Origin of the sequence: Fontisubflavum oceani, from assembly GCF_030407165.1 — a bacterium.
In the GTDB taxonomy this organism is placed as follows: Bacteria; Pseudomonadota; Alphaproteobacteria; order Rhodobacterales; family Rhodobacteraceae; genus Rhodophyticola; species Rhodophyticola oceani.
In genome coordinates this window covers 2819665-2833702 of record NZ_CP129111.1, presented here as the reverse complement: position 1 = coordinate 2833702, position 14038 = coordinate 2819665, and the positions used below count along the sequence as shown (strand labels likewise).

At 62.1% G+C, this 14038-nt stretch carries 9 protein-coding genes and 4 pseudogenes; 12 read left to right on the top strand and 1 reads right to left on the bottom strand.

Annotated elements, in window-relative coordinates:
* The first annotated feature begins 2 nt into the window (after positions 1-2).
* The 12 genes and pseudogenes from QTA57_RS14415 (at position 3) to QTA57_RS14350 (ending at position 12612) form a co-directional block, all read left to right on the top strand.
* Entirely contained in the window at positions 3-737 is a 735-nt protein-coding gene (locus QTA57_RS14415) for a DUF2182 domain-containing protein (RefSeq protein ID WP_290154929.1), read from the top strand.
* Positions 738-755: 18 nt separating this feature from the next.
* Entirely contained in the window at positions 756-1403 is a 648-nt protein-coding gene (locus QTA57_RS14410) for a DUF1326 domain-containing protein (protein WP_290152128.1), read from the top strand.
* A complete protein-coding gene (locus QTA57_RS14405; protein WP_290152126.1) occupies positions 1400-1933 on the top strand; it encodes a DinB family protein in 534 nt (177 codons plus the stop codon). The genes QTA57_RS14410 and QTA57_RS14405 overlap by 4 nt, the downstream gene beginning before the upstream one ends.
* Positions 1924-3026: pseudogene (locus QTA57_RS14400) on the top strand (dimethylsulfoniopropionate demethylase). The gene QTA57_RS14405 and the pseudogene QTA57_RS14400 overlap by 10 nt, the downstream one beginning before the upstream one ends.
* 15 nt (positions 3027-3041) lie before the next feature.
* A pseudogene (gene acuI / locus QTA57_RS14395) lies at positions 3042-4029 on the top strand (acrylyl-CoA reductase (NADPH)).
* Positions 4030-4123: 94 nt separating this feature from the next.
* Positions 4124-5530 carry a cryptochrome/photolyase family protein gene (locus QTA57_RS14390; protein WP_290152125.1) on the top strand — a complete coding sequence of 469 codons (1407 nt, stop codon included), beginning with the start codon at positions 4124-4126 and terminating at the stop codon, positions 5528-5530.
* A gap of 85 nt (positions 5531-5615) precedes the next feature.
* Entirely contained in the window at positions 5616-6827 is a 1212-nt protein-coding gene (locus QTA57_RS14385; protein ID WP_290152124.1) for an SAM-dependent methyltransferase, read from the top strand.
* A 1-nt stretch (position 6828) separates the two neighbouring features.
* A complete protein-coding gene (locus QTA57_RS14380) occupies positions 6829-7269 on the top strand; it encodes a TrgA family protein (RefSeq protein WP_290152123.1) in 441 nt (146 codons plus the stop codon).
* A gap of 10 nt (positions 7270-7279) precedes the next feature.
* A complete protein-coding gene (locus QTA57_RS14375) occupies positions 7280-8410 on the top strand; it encodes an NUDIX domain-containing protein (protein WP_290152122.1) in 1131 nt (376 codons plus the stop codon).
* Between the two features lie 62 nt (positions 8411-8472).
* Positions 8473-9501, top strand: a complete 1029-nt coding sequence (locus QTA57_RS14370; RefSeq protein ID WP_290152120.1) for a cysteine synthase A — start codon at positions 8473-8475, stop codon at positions 9499-9501.
* A pseudogene (locus QTA57_RS18710) lies at positions 9498-11897 on the top strand (DUF3772 domain-containing protein). Before QTA57_RS14370 ends, QTA57_RS18710 begins: the two are co-directional and overlap by 4 nt.
* A pseudogene (locus tag QTA57_RS14350) lies at positions 11894-12612 on the top strand (alanyl-tRNA editing protein). The pseudogenes QTA57_RS18710 and QTA57_RS14350 overlap by 4 nt, the downstream one beginning before the upstream one ends.
* Here QTA57_RS14350 and QTA57_RS14345 read toward each other — a convergent pair.
* Positions 12609-13850, bottom strand: a complete 1242-nt coding sequence (locus QTA57_RS14345) for a winged helix-turn-helix domain-containing protein (RefSeq protein ID WP_290152115.1) — start codon at positions 13848-13850, stop codon at positions 12609-12611. The pseudogene QTA57_RS14350 and the gene QTA57_RS14345 overlap by 4 nt on opposite strands.
* Between the last annotated feature and the right edge of the window lie 188 nt (positions 13851-14038).

Sequence of the window (14038 nt, the reverse complement as noted above, 5' to 3'; positions counted from 1 at the left end):
CCATGGGGGCGGCGCATTGGTTGGCGCTGTTTGCGGTGATCCTGTTGGCCTGGGGCGCGCTTTACGCAATGGCATTGCCGGAGGAACTGCGCGCGACGAGCCGGGTTTATGGCGCGGAGTTTTGGGCGGCGCTTTGCACGCTGACGCCGGATGCGGCCGGGTTTCTGCGGATCACCGCTATGTGGATGTTGATGTCGGCGGCGATGATGGCGCCGACTGCTTTGCCAGCCTTCGCGACCTATGACGATCTGAGCCACAGTGCCGAGACCGATTTTGCCGCTTTGGTCGGCGGCTATCTGACGATCTGGCTGGGCTTCTCGCTTGGCGCGGCGGGGCTGCAATTCGCGCTGTATCAGAGCAATTTGGTGAGCGCTTTCGGCGACAGCCGGTCGACGGCGCTTTCGGCGATGCTTCTGGCAATGGCGGGGGCGTATCAGTTTACACCGCTGAAAGAGGCCTGCCTGTCGAAATGCCGCCAACCGCTCAGCTTCTTCATGGCGCATTGGGAGGAGGGCGCATTCCGCAACGGTTTGCGCTTGGGCGCGGTTTGCCTTGGCTGTTGTTGGGCGCTGATGCTGCTTGGGTTTGTCGGTGGCGTGATGAACCTCGCGTTCATGGGGCTCGCCACGATCATCATGGTTGTCGAAAAGCTGCCCGATCTGGGCCGCTGGATCACCAAGCCGCTTGGCTTGGCATTGCTTGCGGCGTCGGCTTGGCTGGCGTTTGGTTTGGGTTGAGAAAAGGGAGAGATGGAAATGGCATTGGATGGCGGAGCGGTCGGCACGGTCCCCTGGGCGATCAAGGGTGAGTTGATCCTGAACTGCAATTGCACGGTGTTTTGCCCCTGCGTGGTGTCGCTTGGCAAACACGCGCCGACGGAAGGCTATTGCCAGGCCTGGTCCGGCATCCGGATCGATGAAGGCTTCTATGGCGATGAGGATATTGGCGGGCTGAATGTCGGCCTTCTGCTGGAGATTCCCGGATTGATGGCACGCGGCGGCTGGAAAGCGGCGGCCTATATCGACGAGCGCGCCAATGAGGCGGCCTATGACGGCTTGGTCAATATTTTCTCGGGCGCGGCGCGGGGCACAACCGGGCTCTTCAAAGTCTTGGTTTCTGAGTTTCTCGGGGCCGAACGCGCCCCGGTGATCTTTGAGACCGAGGGCAAAGCGCGGCGTCTGATGGTCGGCAAGAAGATCCAAGGCGAAGTGGTGCCGGTTGGTGGCAAGGAGCCGGGTGAGGATATCGTGGTGACCAATACCGAGTATTGGATGGGCCCCGACATCACCGTGGCCACCGCCACCAAAGGCCGGGTTCGTGCCTTTGGCCGAGTTTGGGACTTCGACGGTCGCTCTGCCGAGATTTGCCAGATCGATTGGGTTGGACCGCAGGGCAAGTCATGATCACGCCGGGCTGGTGTCAGACCATGGCGCGTTACAACGCCTGGCAGAACCAGTGGATGTTTCAGGCCGCCGACTGGCTGTCTGAAGAGGAACGGCTGCGCGACCGCGGCGCGTTCTTTGGCAGCATCCATGGGACACTCGCCCATCTCATGTGGGGGGACCATCTCTGGATTGCCCGGTTTGACGGCGGCCCAGGCCCGAACCCGCCGAAGGCGGACAGCAGTGGGGCCATTGATTGGTCGACGCTCTTTGACTGGCCCGAAATGATGGCCGAGCGGCCGCAATTGGATGCGCGGATCGCGGCTTGGACATGGTCCATCGACCAGAGTGATCTCGAGGGTGCGTTTACCTGGACCTCCAGCGCCAGCCCGGAGCCCCTCACACGACCCCGGGCGCTCTGCGTGATGCAGATGTTCAACCATCAGACCCACCACCGGGGCCAAGTCCATGCGATGCTGACCGCCGCAGGCGCCAAAACCGGCGTCACCGACTTGCCTTTCATGCCGGAGGATATACCGGAATGGCACTGATCTCCCCCTCCCGCCGCATCCGCCGGACGCCCTTTTCCGATGGCGTCGAAGCGGCCGGTGTGAAAGCCTATTCGGTCTATAACCGGATGCTTCTGCCCTCGGTTTTTGAAAGCCCCGAGGAAGATTATCGCCATTTGAAACAGGCCGTGCAGGTCTGGGATGTGGCCTGCGAGCGGCAGGTGGAACTCCGCGGCCCGGATGCGGCCCGGCTGATGCAGATGCTGACCCCGCGCGATTTGCGGGGGATGTTGCCGGGGCAGTGCTATTACGTGCCGATTGTCGATGAAACGGGCGGGATGCTGAACGACCCCGTGGCGGTGAAACTGGCCGAGGATCGCTGGTGGATTTCCATAGCTGATAGCGACCTCTTGCTCTGGGTCAAAGGCGTGGCGCAAGGGTTCCGGCTGGATGTGCTGGTAGATGAGCCGGACGTCTCGCCGCTGGCTATTCAGGGGCCGCTGGCGGATGATCTGGCGGCGCGGGTCTTTGGCGATGGCGTCCGGGATATCCGGTTCTTCCGCTTCGGTTACTTTGCGTTTCAGGGTCGGGACTTGGTTGTTGCCCGCTCCGGTTACTCGAAACAGGGCGGGTTCGAGATCTATGTCGAGGGCGGCGAGATCGGCATGCCGCTCTGGAATGCGTTGATGGAGGCCGGGCGCGATTTGGATGTGCGCGCGGGCTGCCCCAACACGATTGAGCGGATCGAGGGCGGTCTCTTCAGCTATGGCAACGATATGACGGCGGCCAACACCCCCCATGAATGCGGGCTTGGCCGGTTCTGCGATACACTGACGGCGGTCGGATGCATTGGCCGGGATGCGTTGCTGCGCGTGGCCCGCGAAGGCCCGGTGCAGCAGATCCGCCCGATTGCAATCGCGGGTGACGCCTTGCCGGCCTGCGACCGTCCCTGGCCGCTGATGGCTGGCGACAAGCGCGTGGGGCAGGTGACCTCCGCCGCGCAATCGCCCGATTTCGGCGAAGGCGTGGCCATCGGGATGGTTCGGATGACCCATTGGGATCCGGGCACCGAATTGAGCGTTGTGACCCAAGACGGCCCCGCGCGGCGGCGGTGCGCGAGAATTTCTGGATTTGAACAAGGAGAGACCCGATGCGGGCTTTGATCGTGGAGAAGGACGAAGAGAGCGGCAAGACCAGCGCTGCGGTGCAGGAGGTCGATGAGAGCCGTCTGCCCGAGGGCGATGTCACCGTTGCGGTGGAGTTCTCGACTCTGAACTACAAAGACGGGCTGTGCATTGGCCCGGGGGGCGGCTTGGTGCGCACCTATCCATGTGCCGGGGATCGATTTCGCGGGCACTGTCGAGGCCTCTGATGACCCGCGCTACAAGCCGGGCGACAAGGTTGTGCTCACCGGCTGGCGTGTCGGCGAGGTGCATTGGGGCGGTTATGCCGAAAAGGCGCGGGTGAAGGCCGATTGGCTGGTGCCCCTGCCGGACGGTTTGACGACGCGCCAAGCCATGGCTGTCGGGACCGCCGGGTTTACTGCGATGTTGGCGGTGATGGCGCTTGAAGATCACGGGCTAACACCTGAGGAAGGCGAAGTTTTGGTTACCGGCGCGGCTGGCGGTGTTGGCTCGGTGGCCACCGCGATCCTGGCCAATCTGGGCTATCAAGTGGCCGCGGTGACCGGACGGTCGGAGCAGGAAGATTACCTCAAATCGCTTGGCGCGGCGCGGATTGTGGCGCGCGATGAGATCAATGAGACGGTGAAGCGCCCGCTTGAGGCCGAGACCTGGGCGGGCTGCGTCGATGCGGTTGGCGGCGCGATGTTGGCGCGGGTCTTGGGACAGGTGAAATATGGCGGGTCTGTTGCCGCCGTTGGTCTGGCGGGCGGGGCCGGGTTGCCCGCCACCGTGATCCCGTTCCTACTGCGCGGTGTGAACCTTCTGGGCATCGATTCTGTCATGCAGCCCTATGACAACCGGCTCCGCGCTTGGGAGCGGATCGCCCGCGATCTGCCAATGGAGAAGCTTGAGGCGATGATCCATCCGGCCGGTCTGGCTGATTTGCCCGAACTTGGCGCGGCGATCTTGAAGGGCGGTGTGCGGGGCCGCGTCGTGGTGGACGTGACGGCCTGACCCGTTTTGGGAGATGAAGACGGGGCAGGGTGGTTGACCCGCCCCGTTGCGGGCTAGTTTGGGGCAAACAGACCCTCACGCGGCAAAGGCACAGATGTCACCCATCATTTACTGGATGCGCCGGGATTTCCGGCTGGCCGACAATCCCGCGCTCGTCGCGGCCTGCGCGTCGGGCCGCCCGGTCATTCCAGTTTTCATTCTCGACGAGGTTGTTGAAACCCATGGCGCGGCGCCGAAATGGCGCTTGGGACTGGTCGTCGAAACGTTTGCGGAGTCTTTGGCCGTGCAGGGCAGCCGTCTGATCCTGCGGCGCGGGCCAGCCCTCGATGTTTTGCGGGCATTGATTGCGGAAACCGGCGCCGATGAGGTGCATTGGACCCGGCTCTATGATCCGGACAGCCGGGCGCGCGACGAAGGCGTGAAAGCCGCGCTGAAATCCGACGGTATCCGAGCGGTCAGCCATGCGGGCCATGTGCTGCACGAGCCCTGGACCGTCGAAACGGGCAGCGGCGGGTTCTACCGAGTCTATTCGCCGTTCTGGCGCGCGGTACGCGAAAAAGATGTCGGCGCCGCCCTCGCGCCGCCGCGCTTGACAGCGCCGAAGAGCTGGCCCGAAAGCGATACCTTGTCGGGATGGCAAATGGGCGCGGCGATGCAACGTGGGGCGCAAATTGTCCGGCCCTATCTGACGCTTGGCGAGACGGCGGCGCGGGCGCGACTGGATCACTTCGTGACGAAGAAAATCGGCGCTTATAAGTCAAAACGGGACTTTCTCGACCAAGACGCAACCTCGGGATTGAGCGAGCCGCTGGCCTATGGCGAGATCAGCGCGCGCGCCTGTTGGCGGGCCGGTTGGGCCGCAATGGAGGCCGGGGCCGCGGGTGCGGAGCACTTCCTGAAAGAGCTGATCTGGCGCGATTTTGCGACGCATTTGGTGTTTCATACCCCGCATATCACCCGCGCGAACTGGCGTGAGGGGTGGGACAGTTTTCCTTGGCGCGAGGACAATGCCGACGCGGAAGCCTGGCGGCGGGGGCGTACCGGCCTGCCGGTGGTCGATGCCGCGATGCGGGAGCTTTACGTCACCGGGCGGATGCACAATCGCGCGCGGATGTTGGTGGCCTCATATCTCACCAAACACCTGATGACCCATTGGAAGGTCGGGCTGGACTGGTTCGCAGAGTGCCTCGTCGATTGGGACCCGGCCTCAAACGCGATGGGCTGGCAATGGACGGCCGGTTCCGGCCCCGATGCCGCGCCATATTTTCGGATTTTCAACCCGTCGACGCAGGCGGAGAAATTCGATCCCGATGGGCGGTATCGCCGAAAATGGCTGGCCGAGATCAGTGAAAATCCCGGAGCCGAGGCACGCGCCTATTTCGATGCGATCCCGCGAAACTGGTCCATGTCGCCATCGGACCCGTATCCGTCTGAGCCGATTGTCGGACTGGCCGATGGACGCGCGCGGGCCCTAGCGGCCTATCAGGCGCGCGACTTTTGAGCCCGGTTTTCGCGGCAAGACGGTGCAATTTCGCTTGAGACAGAGCGCCGGATCGGATCAAACTGGCCGGACGTGAGGGAATGAAATGACAATAAAAACAAGCATCAAAGGCGAGACGGACCTGCCACGCTATTTCGGCGCCGTCTTTGAACAGGCCCAAGGCATGGCCAATGGTCGGCTCGACATGCACCTACCGGATGGGCGGGTATTTCGGGCTGATGGCGCGAAGCCTGGCCCGGTGGCGGAACTGCATATCGACAACCCCGATGTCTTTGCCCGGTTGATCCGCGAAGGCGATCTGGGCTTTTGCGAAGCCTATCTGGATGGCTGGTGGTCGACGCCGGATCTGCAGGGGTTCATGGATCTGATCCACGCGGATAATGACGAGATTTATGACGGGTTTCTGGGCCTGAAACTCGTCCGTGCCTATGAGCGGCTCCGGTTCTGGATGCAGTCGAATTCCAAACGCCAGGCGAAGAAGAACATCTCGCATCATTATGATTTGGGGAATGATTTTTACGGACTCTGGCTCGACGACACGATGACCTATTCCTCGGCGCTGTTCCGGACGGGGCAAGAGCCACTGGAAACCGCTCAGATTCAGAAATACGCCTCGATGGTCGATGAAATGGGGGCCAAGCCCGGCGATCATGTGCTTGAGATCGGCTGTGGCTGGGGCGGGTTTGCGGAATATGCCGCCAAGGAGCGGGGCCTTCGGGTCACAGGTTTGACGATCTCACAAGAACAGCATGATTTCGCCGTCGCGCGGATGGAGCGGCTTGGCCTGTCAGACCGGGTTGAGATCAAGATGCAGGACTATCGCGATGAACGCGGCAGCTATGATGGCATCGCCTCAATCGAGATGTTCGAAGCCGTTGGTGAGAAGTATTGGCCGATTTATTTCAAAGCATTACGGGAAAATCTTAAACCAGGAAAACAAGCAACTCTGCAAATCATCACCGTGCAAGACCGACGGTGGGAGATCTACCGCAGAGGCGTTGATTTCATCCAGAAATACATCTTCCCGGGCGGTATGCTGCCCTCACCAACTGTGCTTCGCGAAGAGGTGGTCAAGGCGGGCCTGGAGGTCACAGGCTCAATCGAATTTGGCGAAAGCTATTCCCAGACGCTGCGCAGATGGTATGACGTGTTCAATGATCGTTGGGAGGAGGTCCAGGCCTTGGGCTTTGATGACAGGTTTCGCCGGATGTGGAATTTCTACCTCACCTCTTGTGCGGCGACCTTCCATTTTGGCAATTGCGACGTCACGCAGATCACCGTGACACGGCCACGGTAAGATGTTTACGGCGGCCAAACTCATTGGCGCGTTGCTCTTTGCGGGGGTTGGATATCTGGCGGCCTTTCTTGTGATGGACACGTTTCCGGAGGGGCAGATCGCCACCTATTTCCCGGCCTCCATCGCCGCCATCGGCCTCTGGCAGGGCTGGTATGTGATGGGCGCGCGGGCTGGCAACGGGTATTACGCTGCGTTCGGCAATGGGTTTCGAACCTCGATCCAAATCGCCTTCTTCGGGCTGGTGCTCTATGCACTGCGCGAGATGTTCCTGCGCTCCGCCAATCTGCGCTATGACGGGCCGGGCGAGGCTGTGATTGCGGCGTTGGAACTCTTTCTGGAGTATTTCTGGCAGATGCAGACCGTGCCCGTGCTGACCGCGCTGGCCGTCGGCGGTATCGTCGCGGGGTGGTTGACAGAATCCGCCGCGCGCGCCTGGAGGTAAAGCCGCTCCGATGTCTGCTCTGTTCTTCTATGGCACGCTGCGGCACGCGCCGCTGCTTCAACTGGTGCTGGGCCGCGATGTGGTCAGCGTGGACGGCGTTTTGCGGAACCATCAAGTCAGATGGGTCGCCGATGAGCCCTTCCCGATGATCCAAGAGGAGGTCGGTGGGATTGCAACCGGCCTAGTAGCGCGGGACATCACCGCCGAAGATCGCGCCCGGTTGGATTTCTATGAGGGGGCTTTCGGCTATCAGCTGGTTCATCGTGAGGTCGAGACTGCTGACGGGTCGACACTTGCCGAGGTTTATCTGCCGGATCCCGGCCTGTGGACCCCGGGGGCCGTTTGGTCGCTCGACGATTGGGTTCGGGATTGGGGCGCTTTGACCTTGGAAGCCGCCGCCGAAGTCATGGCGCTTTATGGGCGGGAACCGGCAGACAGCATTGCAAAGCGGTTCGATATGATCCGCTCCCGCGCGCAATCCCGTGTGCAGACGGCGTCCTGGCAGCGTCCGCGCAGTATTGGAGCGGATTTCTCCCGTGCAGATGTCACAATAGATCGGCTTGAGACGCCGTATCGGGCGTTCTTCACGCTCGAAGAATATCGTGCGCGCCATCGGCTGTTTGACGGCGCGCTCTCTGCGCCGGTCAATCGAGCGGTGTTTCGTGCCGCCGATGCGGTCACGGTGTTGCCCTATGATCCGGTTGCGGATCGGGTTTTGATGATCGAGCAGCTTCGCCTCGGGGCCTATGCCCATGGCGACACGACCCCTTGGTTGCTGGAACCCATCGCGGGGATCATTGATGCCGGAGAGACGCCGGAGGCAACCGCGCGGCGCGAGACGGCGGAAGAGGCCGGGCTCACCCTGGGCGCATTGCACCATGCCGGACGATATTATCCGTCGCCTGGCGGTGTGGCGCAGGTTCTGATCTCTTATCTAGGGATCGCCGATTTGGAGGACGGCGCGTCCGGCTTGGGTGGTTTGGCCACCGAAGGCGAGGACATCCGATCTCATGTGGTCAGCTTTGACGAAGCGATGCAGATGTTGGACAGCGGTGAGCTGGCTGTGGCCCCGCTGATTATCACGCTGCAATGGTTGGCGGCGCATCGCGAGCCGCTGCGCGCCGAGAGTTTGACCGCTTGAGTTTGCCGCCCCGCGCGCCTATCCCTTTGGCATCATTCCACGAGGCGGGGAGCGCGCATCAGATGACCATCCATAAGGATCTGGCCGAGACAATCGGCAACACCCCGTTGATCCGTCTCAACAAGCTCAGCGATGAGACAGGTTGCGAGATTCTGGGTAAGGCCGAGTTCATGAACCCGGGCCAGTCGGTGAAAGACCGCGCGGCGCTCTATATCATTCGCGATGCGATCGCGCGCGGTGATCTGAAACCGGGTGGCACAATTGTCGAGGGCACGGCGGGCAATACCGGGATCGGGTTGGCCTTGGTCGGCGCGTCGATGGGCTTCAAAACCGTCATCGTGATCCCCGAGACGCAAAGCCAGGAAAAGAAGGACATGTTGCGCTTGGCCGGGGCTGACTTGGTCCAAGTACCTGCGGCGCCGTACAAAAACCCGAACAATTATGTGCACTATTCCGAACGTCTGGCGGCTGAGCTGGCGAAATCCGCGCCCAATGGCGCGATCTGGGCAAATCAATTCGATAACGTGGCCAACCGGCAGGCGCATATTGAGATGACGGGGCCAGAGATTTGGGCGCAGACCGATGGCAAGGTGGATGGGTTCATCTGCGCCGTGGGCACTGGCGGCACGTTGGCGGGCGTCGGTATGGCTCTGCAACCGAAAGGCGTGAAGATCGGGCTGGCCGACCCGGAAGGTTCCGCCATCCACAGCTTCTATACAACCGGTGAATTCAAAGCCGAGGGCGGCTCGATCACCGAAGGCATCGGGCAGGGGCGGGAAACCGCCAATCTCAAGGGATTCAAACCGGATCACAGTTTCAAAATTCCCGATACCGAAGCACTGCCGATCGTTTTTGATTTGCTGGCCGAAGAGGGGCTTTGCCTCGGCGGGTCGTCGGGGATCAATGCGGCCGGGGCCGCGCGGATGGCTCGGGCGATGGGCCCCGGCCATACGATTGTGACGATCCTCTGCGATTATGGCACGCGCTATCAGTCGAAGCTCTTCAACCCGGCTTTCTTGCGCGAGAAGGGCTTGCCGATCCCGCCCTGGCTCGACGCGGAAAACCAGGATTTGCCGAGCGTTTTTGAATGATCGCAGTGCTGCGGCATCTCTTGGCCTCATGGCTGTTGATCCTGGCCATGGCGCTGCCTGTCTGGGCGCAGGAGACGCCTGATTACGAAATCTGGATCGGCGTCGCCGACCGGGCCGAGCAGGTGATCGACGGGCAACGGGCCTCGGATGCGGCTTTGGAGGTTTTGCGTGCGCGGCTCGTGACCTGGCGCAGCGAATTTCAGCAAGCGCAGCAGATCAACAGCGCCCGGATCGAAACCACCCGCGCCCAGATCGACGCGCTTGGGCCGCCACCCGAGGAGGGGGCGACAGAACCCACCGATATCGCCGCGCAGCGGGCGGAGCTGAACGCCCGATTGGCTGAGGAGGAGGCGCCTGCACGCCGGGCTGTGGCCGAGTTTCAGCGGGCACAGGGGTTGATCGGCGAGATCGATGCGTTGATCGCCCAACGCTTGACCGGAGAGTTGCTCTCACTCGGCCCCTCGCCGCTAAACCCGGCGAATTGGCCCGAAGCGGTGGAAGCTTTGACGGGGTGGATCGGCGCGATGGTGTCGGAGACCGAACGGCTGGTCGCGTCTGACTTGCGCCGGGCGGAACTGCATCAAAACGCGCCGCTGATCGTGGTCTATCTTTTGATTGCGCTGGTGCTTCTGGCGCGCGGCTGGCGCTGGACCGGCCACCTGATGGCCCGTGCTATTGCCCGGGAGGAGACATCGCCCGGCGCGCGGCTGAGCCTGTTCTTCTTGTCTCTGTTGCAGGTCTTGGCCCCCGTTTTCGGTGTGGCGGCCATTGTCGCCGCGATAGAGGCAACGGGCTTCGTTGGCCTGCGGGCGAGCGCGTTGACGGATCAAGTCGTCGCGATCACCATTTTTCTGATGGTCTCCGTCTGGCTGGGCCGGCAGGTCTTCCCCGTGCGGGAGACTGCCGTCCGCCCCTTGAACCTGACCGTGGGTGAGCGTCGCCAAGGCCGTTGGATCGCGATCACATTCGGCATCGCGCTTGGCATCGGCACCCTGATTGGTGAGATCGCTGATAGTGGCGCCTTCACAGATGCGGCGCGATTGACGCTGTTCTTCCCGATCGTGATCACCTTGGGCCTGCTGTTGTTCCGACTTGGGCAACTCTTGATCAGCCATGTCCGCCACGAGACAACCGAGGATGCCGATCTAAGCGTTCCAAACCAGATTATTCGCGTGGTGGGGTGGAGCGCGATGATCCTTGGCGTGAGCGGCCCGATCTTCCGCCATCGGCTATTACACCGCCGGGATCAGCTTCTTGTTGCCGACGACGATGAGCCTCGCGCTTCTTGCGTTGGTGCGGATTTTGCAGCGACTTGTGACGAACCTCTACGGCACGCTCACCGGGCGGCGAGAAGGGTTAGATGAGGCGCTGACGCCAACCCTGATCGGCTTCGTTCTGGCAATCCTCTCGCTCCCGCTCTTTGCGATGATATGGGGCGTGCGCGCGGCGCAGCTTGTCGATCTGTGGCAACAGGTGATCCAAGGATTTTCTCTTGGCGGTGTCACGATCAGCCCGCGTAACTTCCTGGTCTTCGCGCTGGTTTTTGCCGCCGGTTACACAGCGACGCGGCTGGTGCAGGCCACGTTGCGCAGCTCGGTCTTGCCCAAAACGCGGCTGGATGCAGGCGGCAGCAATGCGGTCCTGTCTGGTACCGGATATGTCGGCATCTTCCTGGCCGCCGTCATTGCAATCACCGCCGCCGGGATCGACCTCAGCTCCCTGGCGATTGTCGCCGGCGCGCTTTCCGTCGGGATCGGCTTTGGCCTGCAAACCATCGTCTCGAATTTCGTCTCTGGCATCATTTTGTTGATCGAACGCCCGATCAAACAGGGTGATTGGATCGAGGTGAACGGGGTGATGGGCTATGTCCGCGATATCTCGGTCCGCTCGACCCGGATCGAGACCTTCGACCGCTCCGATGTGATCGTGCCCAATGCCGATCTAATCTCGGTGTGGTCACCAATATGACCCATCACAACAACACCGGGCGGGCGATTGTGCCGGTTGGCGTGGCCTATGGGACGGATACCAAACGCGTCGAAGGCATCCTGCGTGAGGTGGCCGAAGCCCATCCGATGGTGTTGTTGAACCCGCCGCCCTCGATCTTCTTCCGGGGGTTTGGGGCGGACAGCCTGGATTTCGAAATCCGCGCGATCCTGCGGGACGTGAACTGGGTCTTGAGTGTGAAGAGCGACTTGAACCACGCGATTGCCGCGCGCTTTGTCGAGGAAGGGATCGAGATCCCCTTCGCGCAGCGCGATATCTGGCTCAGAAATCCCGAAACCCTGCGTGGAGACGCGACGACCACCACGTCGGGCCCGCCCAAAACACCCTTACCCAATCATGACCCGTCCGATTTTGACACAGGCGGCGCAGATGGAGAGCCCGAGACATGACGGAGCCGCTGTTTCTCACCGACCCCTATCGCAAAACCGCGCCAGGGGTGGTCACCGGTGTGACAAGCGAAGGCGGTATCATCCTGGACGCTTCGCTGTTCTACGCCCGGGGGGCGGCCAGCCCGGCGATAGCGGTATGCTGCATTGGGAGGGCGGACGCATTCCCATCGCGACGGCAGTGAAAGGCGAGGGGGCGCAGATCGTGCTGGTCCCGGCGGAGCCCGCCGCCATGCCGCCGGTCGGGGCCGAGGTGGAGCAACAGCTCGATTGGGACCGGCGCTATGGCCATATGCGCGTGCACACGGCACTGCATCTGTTGTCGGTGGTGATCCCGCTGCCGGTGACCGGCGGTGCAATCGGGGCCGAGAAAGGCCGGTTGGACTTCGACATGCCCGAGGCGCCCGAGGACAAGATGGTGCTGCAAGGCAAACTCAACAGTCTCATCGATCGCGATTTGCCGGTGGGCGAGACCTGGATCACCGATGGGGAGCTGGCGGCCAATCCGAGCCTGGTGAAAACCATGTCGGTTCAGCCACCGAAGGGGGCAGGGCGCGTCCGCTTGGTCCGGATCGGCGAAGGGGAGACCCAGGTCGATCTGCAACCCTGCGGCGGCACCCATGTGGTGCGCACAAGCGAGATCGGCACAGTGACCATCGGCAAGATCGAAAACAAGGGCCGTCAGAACCGGCGGGTGACGGTCGTTCTCGCCGATTAAGCGGCGGTTGAGGTCAGCCGTTGAAAGCGGCGCTCTCTTCTCAGCATGGCCAGCGCCGGGTCGTTCCTGGCCCACCGAAAATCCCGATACCCGGCCTCTACCGTCTCTTCAAGCCGATCAAGCGCCATGTCGACCGCCCCGCACCAACCAAGCGTGGCGGCGGTATAGTAGGTCAGAAGCCCATCTTCGGCCTCGTATCGCTCAAGCTCGACCATCGCCTCATCGGTCCGGCCAGCACGGGCCAGAAGGGACGCGAGGATGTTCTGGGCCCGCTGGTCTCGCGGATCTCGTGGCCCCGACGCGCGCAGTCGAAAAAGCCCCTGTTCGGCGGCCAGGCGGCTCCCCGCCTGATCGCCCAGCCCGGCGAGAGCGCCGGACGCAAGATAGAGCGGGCGAAAATCATCCCGCCGCAGATCCGCCGCCACAAAGGCCACCCGCGCAGCGCGAGCCATATCGCCGGAGGTGTAGAACGTGCGGGCCAAGCTGTAATGGCATTCCGCATCCTGCGCATCGTGATGCAGCGCCGTGGCAAAGCTTTCCAATGCACGCGCCGTGGCTCCCATTGCATCCAAGACCATGCCAAGCGCCATATGGCCTGCGGCCAGGTCGGGCCGAAGTTCCGTTGCTCGCGTTGCCATCTCGATCGCGTGTGGCATCTGATCGTACCCCTCGGGAGAGAACAGATAGCAATCGGCGGCGGCCATGGCGTATTCGGCAAGCACAGGCGCGTAATCGGGCGCCATCTCGGTGGCGTTGCGGCACAGCTCAAGCGCTTGCGCGGGAGCGCCCTTTCCATTGCGTTCCCGGATTCGTCGTGCCTCGGCGGTCGCCAAATGTGCATCGATCGATCCCAATGCCGCATTTGGGTGGTTGGAACGGCGTTGCGCCATCGGTCTTTCAGCAACCCGCGAGACAGGCCAAGCGAGCCGATATCCCGACTTTGCGATTGTTTCGATCGGGCCCTCATTGCGACCCGTCTGGCCAAACGCCCGGCGGAGCTGAGAAATGCCTTGAGTTAACGACTCGTCACTGACAGTGACATCGCGCCAGACCTTGGCAAACAAAACATCGCGAGTGAGCGGCTCGGGCGCGGCCTCCGCCAATGTGGTTAACAGCGTTGCTGCTTTGGGCGTTATTGCAACAGCGCGATCTCCGCAACTCAACACACGGCGTCGCGGATCGAAGCGCCACGCACCGATAAGCAAGGTGCCAGGTAGGATTTTGAGCGGGTCAGACATGTAAGGTTAGAAATGGCTTTAGATGAAAAGATGTTGCACCGGATCAAACGTGCCCGAGGGCGAAGAAACCGATCTGAGGGATCGGCGCGGAGCTTAGACGAGCTTTGCCCCGTTGCCGATGCAGGAAAACCGTAGGTTCACGCGATTGTTTGCTGATGCGCGGCCGCTTCACTGTGCCGAGGCAACGC

Coding starts and splice junctions, on each gene's coding strand:
- QTA57_RS14415 (WP_290154929.1), top strand. CDS start 3: ATGGGGGCGGCGCATTGGTTGGCGCTGTTTGCGGTGATCCTGTTGGCC.
- QTA57_RS14410 (WP_290152128.1), top strand. CDS start 756: ATGGCATTGGATGGCGGAGCGGTCGGCACGGTCCCCTGGGCGATCAAG.
- QTA57_RS14405 (WP_290152126.1), top strand. CDS start 1,400: ATGATCACGCCGGGCTGGTGTCAGACCATGGCGCGTTACAACGCCTGG.
- QTA57_RS14390 (WP_290152125.1), top strand. CDS start 4,124: ATGTCACCCATCATTTACTGGATGCGCCGGGATTTCCGGCTGGCCGAC.
- QTA57_RS14385 (WP_290152124.1), top strand. CDS start 5,616: ATGACAATAAAAACAAGCATCAAAGGCGAGACGGACCTGCCACGCTAT.
- QTA57_RS14380 (WP_290152123.1), top strand. CDS start 6,829: ATGTTTACGGCGGCCAAACTCATTGGCGCGTTGCTCTTTGCGGGGGTT.
- QTA57_RS14375 (WP_290152122.1), top strand. CDS start 7,280: ATGTCTGCTCTGTTCTTCTATGGCACGCTGCGGCACGCGCCGCTGCTT.
- QTA57_RS14370 (WP_290152120.1), top strand. CDS start 8,473: ATGACCATCCATAAGGATCTGGCCGAGACAATCGGCAACACCCCGTTG.
- QTA57_RS14345 (WP_290152115.1), bottom strand. CDS start 13,850: ATGTCTGACCCGCTCAAAATCCTACCTGGCACCTTGCTTATCGGTGCG.